The following is an 11,915-nucleotide window of genomic DNA, read 5'->3' on the forward strand; positions in this document are numbered from 1 at the left end:
GGCTGTTCGCATGGAGTTCACCGAGGTCGTCCGCGCCAGACGCATGATCCGCCGCTACGACCCCGATCGACCGGTTCCCAAGGACGTGGTCGAGCGGTGCCTCGCGAACGCCGTGCGCTCCCCCAGCGCCGGCTTCAGCCAGGGCTGGGACTTCGTCGTCCTGTCGACCGCGGAGGAGCGCGACGCGTTCTGGGCCGCCACGACGGAGGCCGGCGCGCCGAGCGACCGCTGGCTCGACGGCATACGCAAGGCTCCCGTCCTGGTCCTCTGCCTCTCGCACAAGGATGCGTACCTCGACCGATACGCGGCCCCCGACAAGGGCTGGACCGACCGCGACGAGAAGCGCTGGCCGGTCCCCTACTGGGACGTCGACACGGGCATGGCGTCGCTGCTCATCCTGCTGACGGCCACCGACGAGGGGCTCGGGAGCCTCTTCTTCGGGGTGCCTCCGGAACGACACGACGCAGTGCACGAGGCGTTCGGGATCCCCGGGTCGCGCACCGTCGTCGGCGTCGTGTCGATCGGGTATGCCGTCCCCGGACCCAGGAGCCCCAGCCTCCGTCGACACCGGCGAAGCGGGCGCGAGGTGGCCCACTGGGGCCGTTTCGGCGTGGCAGGTGAGGACGCGTGAGCGGCCTGCGCGAAGATGGGGCGTTGACCCGCTAGCGGCAAGGAGCACCACCCGGCATGGCCCGTCGAACGACCACCCCGCCTCCGCCCGAGGACTTCGAGGAGAAGATCGTCGGGATCGACGTCGAGGAGGAGATGCAGAACGCCTTCCTCGAGTACTCCTACAGCGTCATCTACAGCCGGGCCCTGCCCGACGCGCGAGACGGCCTGAAGCCCGTCCAGCGACGCATCCTCTACGGCGCCAACGAGCTCGGCCTGCGCCCCGACCGCGGCCACGTCAAGAGCCAGCGCGTCGTCGGCGAGGTGATGGGCAAGTACCACCCGCACGGCGACCAGGCCATCTACGACGCCCTCGTGCGCATGGCGCAGCCCTTCACGCTGCGCCTGCCCCTCATCGACGGGCACGGCAACTTCGGCTCCCTCGACGACGGGCCCGCCGCAGCTCGTTACACCGAGGCGCGGATGGCGAGCGCCGCCCTGCTGATGGTCGGCTCGCTCGACGAGGACACCGTCGACTTCGTCCCGAACTACGACGACACCCAGTACCAACCCGGCGTGCTGCCCGCCGCCTACCCCAACCTGCTCGTCAACGGCGCGGCCGGCATCGCGGTCGGCATGGCGACAAACATGCCGCCGCACAACCTCGTCGAGGTCATCGGCGCGGCCCGCCACCTCATCGCCAACCCCGGCTGCTCGCTCGACGAGCTGATGAAGTTCGTGCCCGGCCCCGACCTGCCCTGTGGCGGCAAGATCGTGGGTCTGGAGGGCATCCGCGACGCCTACCTCACGGGACGCGGCAGCTTCCGCACCCGTGCCACCGCGCGCATCGAGTCGATCACCCCGCGCCGCAAGGGCATCGTCGTCACCGAGCTTCCGTACCTCGTCGGCCCCGAGAAGGTCCAGGACAAGATCAGCGACCTCGTGCGGGCCAAGAAGCTGCAGGGCATCGCCGACCTCAAGGACCTCTCCGACCGCAACAACGGGCTGCGCCTCGTCATCGAGATCAAGAACGGCTTCAACCCCGACGCCGTGCTCGAGCAGCTCTACAAGCTGACGCCGATGGAGGAGAACTTCGGCATCAACAACGTCGCCCTCGTCGACGGCCAGCCCCGCACCATGGGGCTCAAGGACCTGCTCAAGGTCTACGTCGACTTCCGCACTGACGTCGTGCGGCGTCGCACCGCGCACCGGCTCGCCAAGCGCGAGGAGCGCCTGCACCTCGTCGAGGGCCTGCTCATCGCCATCGTCGACATCGACGAGGTCATCCAGGTCATCCGCAGCTCCGACGACGCCGGCACGGCCCGGGCGCGGCTGATGGAGGTCTTCGACCTGTCGGAGGCACAGGCGACCTACATCCTCGACCTGCAGCTGCGCCGGCTGACGAAGTTCTCGCGCATCGAGCTCGAGACCGAGAAGTCCGAGCTCGAACGCGCCATCGAAGAGCTGCGTGCGCTGCTCGAGAACGAGAAGCTGCTGCTCAAGCTCGTGTCGACCGAGCTCGCCGACGTCGCCAAGGCCCATGGCACACCGCGACGCACCGTCCTGCTCGAGAGCTCGGGCGCCAGCGCTGCTGCCACGGCAAGCTCTCCGCTCGAGATCGCCGACGACCCCTGCTGGGTGCTGCTCTCGTCGACCGGGCTGCTGGCGCGCACGGGCTCCGCCGACCCCGTGCCGGCCGACGGGTCCCGGTCCAAGCACGACGTCGTCATCGGCGCGGTGCCCACCACGGCCCGCGGCGAGTTCGGCCTCGTGACGAGCGCCGGGCGCATGGTGCGTCTCTCCGCGCTCGACCTGCCCACGCTGCCCCCGACCAACGGGGCACCGAGCCTCTCGGGCGGAGCTCCCCTGGCGGCATACGTCGACCTCGCCAAGGACGAGGAGCCGGTGACGATCGTGCCGATCGGGGCCGATGCTCCCGTCGTCGCCCTGGGCACGGCCTCGGGCATCGTCAAGCGCGTGACTCCCGACGCCCCCAAGAGCAACGACTGGGACGTCATCAGCCTCAAGGACGGTGACCGGGTCGTCGGTGCGGGGGTCGCCGGTCGTGACGACCTCGACCTCGTGTTCGTCACGACCGACGCCCAGCTGCTCCGCTTCGCGGCCAGGTCGGTGCGTCCACAGGGCCGCTCGGCGGGCGGCATGGCCGGCATCAAGCTCGCCGCGGGAGCACGCGCGGCCTTCTTCGGCGTCGTCGACCCGGGGCGAGACGGTGTCGTCGTCACCTCGGCCGGTTCGTCGGGTGCCCTGCCCGGCACCGAGGGTGGGTCGCTCAAGGTGACCCCGTATGCCGAGTACCCCGCCAAGGGACGCGCGACCGGCGGAGTGCGGTGCCACCGCTTCCTCAAGGGTGAGGACACCCTCGTGCTGGCGTTCGCCGGCAACCTCCCCGCGCGGGCCGCCGCCGCCAATGGCGTCGCGATCGACCTACCGGCGGCCGACGGCCGACGGGACGGGTCGGGCCTGCCCACGACCACTGTCATCGCCCACGTCGCTGCTCCCTCGACTGCGGAGCGGTCGGCCGGCGGCGAGGTTCGAGATGCCGGATCGGTCGCAGGTCCGGGCGACGCGGCAGACGTCGAGGGACCGACGACCGACGGAGGCCAGGAATGAGCGACGCGGCTACCGCATCCAGCGAGTCCGACAAGACCGAGCCGGCTGAGGGTGCTGAGGGTGCTGAGGGTGCTGAGGGTGCTGAGGGTGCTGAGGGCACTGGGGTCAGCGCCGACCCCAGTGCGGACTCGAGCGCGGACTCGAGCGCGGACTCGAGCGCGGACTCGAGCGCGGACTCGAGCGCGGACTCGAGCGCGGACTCGAGCGCGGACTCGAGCGCGCACGCCAACGCTGTGTCTCCCGCCGAGGACTTCGACGAGCACCCGGCCACGAGCGGTCATGGGCGTCCGGCCACCGACGCCTGCTCGGTCCAGTGGGACCGAGACGGCACGAGCGCCTACGGCACCGCTGCGACGGCCCGGTTCTTCGTCGTCGTCGAGCAGCCCGGGCCGTGGGGCCGCGACGCCGCCCGCGAGTCGCACCTCGACCACGACCTCGGAGCCGAGCTCGATGCCCGCACGAGTCGTGCCGGCGGACGGTTCATGCTGATCCGCCGACCCGGTGGCCACCCGGCCCACGACGGCCCGAGACGAGTCCTGCTCGCCCATGCCGGCGTGCGGCCCGAGGACGCGTGGCTGCTCTCGGCGGAGGTCGACGACATCGGCAGCCTGCTCGGTCTCGACTGGGGCGCTCTGGCTCGCGGCAGCCGCACCCTCGTGCAGGCATCCCTGCCTGGGTCAGGGCCGGCCGAACCCACCCTGCTCGTCTGCACGAACGGCCGCCGCGACGTGTGCTGCGCGGTCAGGGGACGCCCCCTGGCGGCGCATGCGGCGCGGCTCGCGCCCGGCCGCGTCTGGGAGGTGTCGCACACGGGCGGCCACCGCTTCGCCCCGACGGCGGTGCTCCTGCCGTGGGGCCAGACGCTGGCCCGCCTCGACGACCACGGGGCCGAGCGCGTGCTCGCCGCCAGCGACAGCGGCAACCTGCCGGCCGAGCTGGTCGGACCGATGCACGACCGCGGGCGATCCGGTGTGACCGGTCCGGCGCAGTGCGCCGAGTCCCACGTGCGCGCCGAGACCGCAGAGACGCGCCTCACGGCACTCTGGGCCGACGAACCGGTTGCTGCCGAGGGCCTCGACACGTCGGGACCGCAGGGCACCGGCTGGGAGGTCATCGTCAACCACACCGACGGGCGACGCTGGCGGGTGGCGGTCACGCGCGTGCCGGCCGACCGCACGCGACCTGAATCTTGTGGCAAGAAGGCCATCCACGTGATGGAGCACCGAGCCGCGACCCTCGAGGCTTGGTTTTAGGCGACTCGGGGCCGACGCCTGACGAACCCCTCACCCACCGCCTCGTGCGAGTGGCGCTTCGTGAGCGTCAGGTCTACCCGTCAGTGGCCGACCGCGTACGAGAAGGCCGTCCTGGTCACGAACGGACCGAGCGCACCCAGCCGTGACGTGCCATGCCTGCTCCCTGGCCGCGGCCCGTCGTCCTCGGCTGCCCGCGCAGCATGTCCTCACCAGGGCTTGGGGTAGGACGGTGAGCCGTCGCCGGGCACCGACTGGTTGCCCTGCTGTTGCTGCTGGTTGCGCTCGATCGTGTTCTGGCGCTGCTGCTCCTTGAGGTAGTCCTGCTCCTCCTGGCTCGGGGTGTTGCTCGGGTCGGGCGTCGGCTGCGGGGGCTGGCTGGGCCCGGGCTGGGGCTGCTGGTCCTTCTGCTGCTGCGGGTCCTGGGGAGGGGCGTCGGAGCTCTTCTGCTCCATGCGCTGCTGGGCCTGCTGGAGCTGGTCGCCCGTCTGGCCACCCTCGGGAGCCTCGCAGAGCGGTGGGCGCTCCTTGGTGATCTTGATGCCCTTGTCGTAGAACTGCTTCCACTCGTCGGTGCGCTCGCGGGCCTTGGCGGCATCACCCAGCGCCTCGTAGGTGAGGCCGAGATTGACCCGCACCTTGCAGTCGTCGACGCCGCCCTTGGGGACCTCCTCGAACGCCTGCTCGAACCACGGCCTGGCCAGCTCGAAATGGCCCGACAGCACGTGGGCGTCACCGATGGCGAACGGTGACCTGAACTGCTCGACGACGTTGACCCAGCCCTGTCGCTCGCCCCAGGTCAGGGTGCGTGGCTTGTCGCCGGCCTCGTAGGCGGAGAGGGTCTGGGCGTGGACGAGGTTGAGCGAGAGCAGCCGCGCAGCGACGAGCACCAGGAGCACGACCACCGGTGCGGAGCCGAGCAGCAGGCGCCGCCGGCGACGCCGCAGGTGGGGCGGAAGCGGTCGGCGCTCCGGGCGGAGGCGGCCCAGCCAGCTGCGAATGCGGGCCGATGCGTGGGGTGCGACGACCGCCGAGTCGCCCGAGTCGCCCGAGTCGCCCGGGGCGCCGGTCTCGGGTCCGGCAGGTCGTTCGTCGAGGACCGTCATCACCGCGGCTCCTTGCGTCGGCGGGTCTGGAGCAGCGCGGTGGCGGCAGCGCCGATCTCCCACGCGGCGATCCCGGCGACCCCGATGAGCAGCGGCCAGTAGAGCTCACGCCGGGCCAGCACCTTCTGCTTCTCGATCTCCTCGCTCGTGCCGAAGCGCTCCAGGTCGATGCCGGCGACAGCCGGGTCGATGGAGTCTCCCGACGTTCGGTGCAGGTAGGGCAGGCCGAGCTGTCCGGCGATTGCGCGCAGGGTGTCCTCGCTGATGACCGACCGGGCGTCCTCCCCCGTCGTGGGGTCCTTGATGTAGTCGCGGCTGGAGTCGAACCGCGAGCGGGTCGCCTTCATGCGGCCGCCTTGGGTCGTGCCGTAGCCGAGCACGGCTCCGCCGTTGACCAGGCCCTTGGCCATGTCGAACGGCGCCGGCGGGTCGGCGGCCGTCTGCTCGCCGTCGCCGAGGTAGTAGACGACGCGTCCTCGTTCGGGTGCACGCGCGGCCGCCTGCTCGAGCAGGGACTTGAGGCGGTCCTTGGCCTGGGTCACCGACGAGCCGCGAGACACCTCGTAGGACTCCGGCAGCAGCGTCTCGACCGCCGCGTCGAGCGCGGTCGTGTCGGTGGTCAACGGCAGGCGTACGCGGGCGTCCTGGTCGAACGTGACGACCGAGTAGCGGGCGCCGGGCAGCGCCTCCGCGATCGCTGCGATGTCGGCCGCGACGCCTTGGATGCGCGGGCGCTCGTCGGCATAGTCCTCGGCGATGATGCTGCTCGTCGTGTCGACGACGAAGTAGACGTTGAGGTTGGCCGCCGTCGTGTCGACCTGCTCCCCCGGAACGGCCGGACGCACGGCGGAAAGCCCGAGCAGCAGCGCGGCCGCCGTGAGCCGCCAGTGCGTCGCCCGGGACTCCCCCGGCACGGTGCGGGAGGTGGGGTTCCACCAGACGGCGGCCAGCGCCGCCACGAGCAGCACGAGCAGCAACGGCCACGGCGCCACGGGAAGGAAGGTCACGAGGCCCACCTCCGGCTCGCGCCGACCACGCCGAGCAGGCCGATGCCGGCCAGCGCGATGGGCAGCTTCGGGTTGTCGGAGTAGAGGGATCGGGAGGCTGCGTCGATGAGCGTGGCCTCCTGGGCCTGCACCGAGTCGACGATCCCCTTGATAGCGGACTGGTCGTTCATCGCGTAGTACTGGCCGCCTGTCCCGGTCACGACCTGACGCATCTGGACCGCCTCGTCGTCGGGGCCGTCCTCCTCGGGGTTCAGCCCGTAGACGCGCACGCCCTTGGCCTTGGCCAGCTCGCCCGCCTCGTCGACGTCGATGATCGGGCGACCGGCGAGGTGGTTGTCGGTGGCGAAGACGACCGAGCGGGCGCGCTGGAGGTCGACCTTGTCGAAGCTCGACACGCAGGTGGCGAGCCCGTCACCGATGAGCGAGGTGCCGCGCCCGTTGAACGTGCCGGCGAAGAACGAGTCGAGCTCCGGGTCGCCACTGAGCGCCTTGGTGGCGGTGTCGAGCTCGTCGTTGATGAAGTCGTAGTCGTCGGTGAGCGGGAAGACGGTGGCCGCCGACGAGTTGAAGATGACGAGGCCGATGCGCTCGCCCTGGAAGCTCTTGACGAGCGTCTTGAACGTGGCCACCAGCGTCGCGTCGTAGGCCGCCATGGAGCCGGAGATGTCGAGGCACAGCATGATGTCGCGGCTGCGGGTCTGGGGCTTGTCGACGGTCGTGTCGAGCGGGCGCGCGGCCCCCACGAGGGCGGCACCACCGAGCAGCACGGCGCTCAGGGCCAGAACCGCCATGCGGATGCGGTGCAGCCGCAGGGCGCGGCGGTACTCGGGCAGCTGGGTCAGGCCCGTCGAGTTGGCCACGGCCGCGGCGGCCCGGGCAGATCGCCGCGAGATCCGCCGGTGCACGAGGAACGCCACCGCCAGCGCGAGCAGCACGCCGAGGAAGAGGACGGCGGGGTACTTCAGGTCGAGTCCGCTCAGCTCCACCGCGCCACCACCTGCTTCGCCACGGCGCCCGCGCCCACCAGCGTGGCCGTCTCGCGGGGGCCGAACTCGCCGGGGTAGAGCGTGCCGACGACCTCCGAGACCGGCGTGAGCCGGGCACCGCTGGCGTGGAGCTCGGTGAGCGTCATCGTCGGGGCGTGGATGCCGGAGACCTCCTGGACGAAGTGGCGCACGAGCACGCTGAGCTGCTGATGGGCTCGGCGCTGCGTGATCTCCCCGGCGGCGGCGCGGTCGAGCACGAGGTCGATCTGGTGCGCGTAGTCGGCCCGTAGCCGGGTGAGGCGGTCGGTGGTGACCCGCGACGGCACGACGACCTTGCGCTCCCGGGTGGACCACCACACCCAGGCGTACCAGGCTGCCACGAGCGCGAGGACGGCGATGCCGATCCACACCCACCTGGCCGCATACGGGTCGGGGGCGTAGAACCCCGGCGGTGGCGCGTCAGCGGCGTGCACGGCGCTGCCTCTCGAGGAGCGCGAACATCGTGTGGACGACCTCGTCCGAGGACCCCAGGCGCGCGTGGTTGATGCCCCGCCGGTCGAGCAGCTCGGTGGTGCGGCGGACCCGCTCGGCCACCGAGGAGGCATACGCCGCCCGCACTTTCGGGTCGAGGCGCACCAGGGTGGGCAACGTGTAGGTGTCGGCCACGTCGTATGCCGTGCGGTCGCCGGCGATGGCCGTCGGGTCGGCGTCCTCGACGGTGATCCAGAGGATCTCGTGCTGCACCCGCAGGCGCCGCAGGAGGTCGTCGAGGGCGGGGTCGAGCTCCTTGTCGTCGGCGACGACGAGCAGCACGAGTCGGCGCCGCACGTTGCGGACGATCCAGCGCAGCTGGGTTGCCAGGTTGCTCTGGTCGCCGTCGACGACCGTGGCCGAGTCGACGGCCCGGAGGAGCAGCTCGAGGTGTGCCTCGCTGCCGCGCAGGTCGTGGGCGACGGTGGAGCTCGCCGTGCCCCGCACGAGGCCGATGAGGTCGCCGTGTCGTTGCGCGAGGTAGCCGACGAGCCCGGCTGCTGCCACCGCGACGGACTTCTTCGGCTCACCGCTGCGCGTCGTGGCGGCCATGCCGCGCCCGGTGTCGATGACCAGCATGAGGTTCTGCTTGCGGGTGGCGACGTAGCGCTTGACGAGCGGCGCCTGGTGTCGGGCGGTGGCCCGCCAGTCGATGTCGCGCACCTCGTCGCCGGGCACGTAGTCGCGCAGGTCGTCGTAGTCGAGGCTGCGCCCGTGGAACACCGAGGCGTACTCGCCCTCGAGCAGGCTGCGCGACTTGCGGCGCGCGTGGACGAAGAGCTTGCTCTTCACCCTCGTCAGCAGCGTCGTCGTCATCTCGCGTCCTCGTGAGTCCGGTGCGGCTCGTTCGTGGTCCGGCCCTCAGGGGGTCCGGATCCCGCCGACCATCGCATCGATGATGCCCTCGACGGCCACCTCGTCGGCGGCCGCCTCGAAGCCCAGGGTGACCCGGTGCCGCAGCACCCGGTGCGTCAGCGCCTTGACGTCGTCGGGCACGACGTGGTTGCGCCCGTCGATGAGCGCACGGGCCCGGGCGGCGCTCGTGAAGGCGATGCTCGCCCGCGGACTCGCGCCGAAGTCGACGTAACCCGCGAGGCGCGGCTCGATGTAGTCGCGCGGATGACGCGTGACGTAGCCGATGCCGACGATGTAGTTGATGATCGCCGGGTCGACGTAGACCCGGGCGACGAGCCCCTGCAGGCGCTTGACCTCGGCGATGGGCACGACCGGCTCGGCGGCGGTGGCGAAGATGCCGGAGTCGATGCGCCGCAGCACCTCGGCCTCCTCGGCGGGCGACGGGTAGTCGAGGACGTCCTTGAGCATGAACCGGTCCATCTGCGCCTCGGGCAGGGGGTAGGTCCCCTCCTGCTCGATGGGGTTCTGCGTGGCGAGCACGAGGAACGGGTCGGGCAGCGCGTAGCTCTTGTCACCGATCGAGGTCTGGCGCTCCTGCATCGCCTCGAGCATCGCGGACTGGGTCTTGGCGCTGCTGCGGTTGATCTCGTCGAGCAGCACGAAGTTGGCGTGGACCGGGCCGAGCTGCGTCTCGAAGGTGCCCGAGTGCTGGTTGTAGACCTGGGTGCCGACGATGTCGCTCGGCAGCAGGTCGGGCGTGCACTGGATGCGGTGGAAGCGGCCGCCCACGGCCTGGGCGATGGTCTGCGCCGCCGTCGTCTTGGCCAGCCCGGGCACGCTCTCCAGCAGGACGTGCCCACCCGTCAGCAGGGCGATCAGGAGGGTCTCCTGCAGGCGGGCCTGGCCCACGACCCTCGAGGCGAAGGCCGTCGAGATGGCCTCGACGGTCTCGCCGGCCCAGTGCAGCTCGTCGGCCGTCAGGTAACGGGGAGCTGCCGGCGCGGTGCGGTCGGGCGTGGTGTCGATGCCGGCGACCGCCACGTCGTGGTCCGGGGCCTCGGGCGTGCCGGCCAGCTGCTCGGGCTCCTCCGGAGCCACCACGTCGTCCTGCTGCTGGTCTGCCGTGGGCAGCGCGACGGTGAAGGTCTCACCGTGCCCGTCGTGCTCGAGGCCGCGCGCGTCAGCCACGCCGTCGCGGGGCCTGCCGTCCAGGCCGTCCTGGCCGTCCAGGCCGTCCGGGTCGCTCTCGGGCAAGCCCGACCGCTCGTCGGCGACCGACTCCTCGGCGTTGACGTTGCCCACCATCGATTCCCCTTCTCGACGTGTACCGGCGGAGGGAGTCGCGCCAGCAGGGACACATCGTACGCACGGCATGCTGTGCGGCGTCGTGACTCCCCACAACCCCGGACCGGTGTCAGCGATCGACCGGGGCCATGGGCCTGCTGTTGAGCCGCGCGTTCCGCCGCCCGTACGCGAAGTAGATCGTGAAGCCGAGCAGCATCCACGCGAGGAAGCGCAGCCACGTCTCGATGGAGAGGTTCGTCATGAGGTAGAGGCAGGCCAGGGCGGACAGGGCAGGGACCACGGGTGACAGAGGCACCCGGAACGGCCGGCGCAGCTCGGGCTTGGTGCGCCTCAGGATCGGCACGGCGATCGAGACGACGACGAACGCGAACAGGGTCCCGATGCTCACGAGGTCGGCCAGCACCTTGAGCGGCAGGAACCCGGCGAGCAGGGCGATGAGCACGACCGTGCCGATGGTGATCTTCCACGGGGTGCCCCACCGCGGGTGCACGGCCGCGACCGCTCGTGGGATGAGGCCGTCTCGACCCATCGAGAAGCCGATCCGGCCCATGGCGACGATGTCGACGAGGATGACCGACGTGACCCCGGCGACGGCCGCCACCGAGATGAGGGCAGCCGCCCAGCCCGCCCCGACCGACTCGAAGGCGTTCGCGATGGGTGCCCCCTCGCTGAGCTGCCCGTAGGGCACCATTCCGGTGATCACGAAGGAGACGCCGACGTAGAGCAACGTGCACACGCCAAGGGTGCCGAGCAGCCCGAGCGGCAGGTCGCGCGCCGGGTTGCGGGTCTCCTCGCCGAGGTTGGCCACCGCCTCGAAGCCGGTGTAGGCGAAGAAGACCACCGCGGCGGCAGTGAGCACGCCCGCGAGCCCGAAGGCGGTGGGCTCGATGCCGAAGAGTGCCTGGCTCAGCGGCTGCTTGAGGCCAGAGGTGTCTGCGGACACCGACTTTGCCGGAGGGATGAACGGGGTGAGGTTGGCGGCCTTGACGAAGAAGGCACCGACCACGACGACGAAGACGCACACGAGCACCTTGACCGCGACGAGGACGTTCGTCAGGCGCGCACTCTCTCGGATGCCGAGAATCGCGACGACCCCGAGCAGCACCACGATCGCCACGGCGCCGACGTTGACGGGGGCCGTCTCGCCGAAGAGCGTCGTGGGCAGGTCGAAGAGCTCCTGGAGGTACCCCGACCAGCCGCGGGCCACGACGGCCGCTCCCAGCGCGAACTCGAGGATGAGGTCCCAGCCGATGATCCAGGCGAACAGCTCGCCGATCGTGGCGTACGCGTACGTGTACGCCGAGCCGGCCGTGGGCACGGCGGACGCCAGCTCGGCGTAGCAAAGTGCCGCGAGCAGGCTCACGAGCCCGGCGACGGCGAACGAGATGACGACCCCGGGGCCGGCGTGGTTCTTGGCCTCGATGCCCGTCAGCGTGAAGATGCCGGTGCCGATGACGATCCCGATGCCGAAACCCATGAGGTCCCGGGCGCCGAGACGTCGTTTGAGGCGACCCTGGCCACTGCTGCCACCCGCACCGGCGTCGCCGTCCGGGCCCCCTGCCTGGGCCAGGACGTCCTCGACGGGCTTCGTGCGCAGGACGGACCGGTCTGAAGTCGTCGACATGTCGTGGGACA

At 71.2% G+C, this 11,915-nt stretch carries 10 protein-coding genes; 3 read left to right on the forward strand and 7 right to left on the reverse strand.

Going from position 1 to position 11,915, the window contains the following annotated elements:
• Nucleotides 1-10: 10 nt before the first annotated feature.
• The 3 genes from AB4091_RS14210 to AB4091_RS14220 are packed head-to-tail and all read left to right on the forward strand — an operon-like array spanning nucleotide 11 to nucleotide 4,493.
• Entirely contained in the window at nucleotides 11-631 is a 621-nt protein-coding gene (locus AB4091_RS14210; RefSeq protein ID WP_442292399.1) for a nitroreductase family protein, read from the forward strand.
• A 56-nt stretch (nucleotides 632-687) separates the two neighbouring features.
• Nucleotides 688-3,240, forward strand: coding sequence for a DNA gyrase/topoisomerase IV subunit A (locus AB4091_RS14215; RefSeq protein ID WP_442292400.1), 2,553 nt, complete (start codon nucleotides 688-690; stop codon nucleotides 3,238-3,240).
• Nucleotides 3,237-4,493, forward strand: a complete 1,257-nt coding sequence (locus AB4091_RS14220; RefSeq protein WP_442292401.1) for a sucrase ferredoxin — start codon at nucleotides 3,237-3,239, stop codon at nucleotides 4,491-4,493. Before AB4091_RS14215 ends, AB4091_RS14220 begins: the two co-directional genes overlap by 4 nt.
• A 206-nt stretch (nucleotides 4,494-4,699) precedes the next feature.
• On the opposite strand, the gene AB4091_RS14225 is transcribed toward AB4091_RS14220, so the two are convergent.
• The 7 genes from AB4091_RS14225 to AB4091_RS14255 all read right to left on the reverse strand — a co-directional run bounded on the left by AB4091_RS14225 (nucleotide 4,700) and on the right by AB4091_RS14255 (nucleotide 11,904).
• Complete coding sequence (locus tag AB4091_RS14225) at nucleotides 4,700-5,596, reverse strand: tetratricopeptide repeat protein (RefSeq protein WP_442292402.1); 897 nt, start codon at nucleotides 5,594-5,596, stop codon at nucleotides 4,700-4,702.
• On the reverse strand, nucleotides 5,596-6,603 hold the full coding sequence (locus tag AB4091_RS14230; protein ID WP_442292403.1) for a VWA domain-containing protein: 1,008 nt from the start codon (nucleotides 6,601-6,603) through the stop codon (nucleotides 5,596-5,598). Before AB4091_RS14230 ends, AB4091_RS14225 begins: the two co-directional genes overlap by 1 nt.
• A complete protein-coding gene (locus AB4091_RS14235; RefSeq protein ID WP_442292404.1) occupies nucleotides 6,600-7,589 on the reverse strand; it encodes a VWA domain-containing protein in 990 nt (329 codons plus the stop codon). Before AB4091_RS14235 ends, AB4091_RS14230 begins: the two co-directional genes overlap by 4 nt.
• Nucleotides 7,580-8,062, reverse strand: a complete 483-nt coding sequence (locus AB4091_RS14240; RefSeq protein ID WP_442292405.1) for a hypothetical protein — start codon at nucleotides 8,060-8,062, stop codon at nucleotides 7,580-7,582. The genes AB4091_RS14235 and AB4091_RS14240 overlap by 10 nt, the downstream gene beginning before the upstream one ends.
• The gene (locus AB4091_RS14245; RefSeq protein WP_442292406.1) at nucleotides 8,049-8,936 is read right to left on the reverse strand and encodes a DUF58 domain-containing protein; all 888 of its coding nucleotides are present in this window, start codon (nucleotides 8,934-8,936) and stop codon (nucleotides 8,049-8,051) included. The genes AB4091_RS14240 and AB4091_RS14245 overlap by 14 nt, the downstream gene beginning before the upstream one ends.
• 45 nt (nucleotides 8,937-8,981) lie before the next feature.
• On the reverse strand, nucleotides 8,982-9,956 hold the full coding sequence (locus AB4091_RS14250; RefSeq protein ID WP_442292570.1) for an AAA family ATPase: 975 nt from the start codon (nucleotides 9,954-9,956) through the stop codon (nucleotides 8,982-8,984).
• 433 nt (nucleotides 9,957-10,389) lie between these two features.
• Nucleotides 10,390-11,904, reverse strand: coding sequence for an amino acid permease (locus AB4091_RS14255; RefSeq protein ID WP_442292407.1), 1,515 nt, complete (start codon nucleotides 11,902-11,904; stop codon nucleotides 10,390-10,392).
• Nucleotides 11,905-11,915: the final 11 nt, after the last annotated feature.

It is taken from the genome of Terrabacter sp. 2RAF25, assembly GCF_052115265.1.
Lineage (GTDB): Bacteria > Actinomycetota > Actinomycetes > Actinomycetales > Dermatophilaceae > Terrabacter.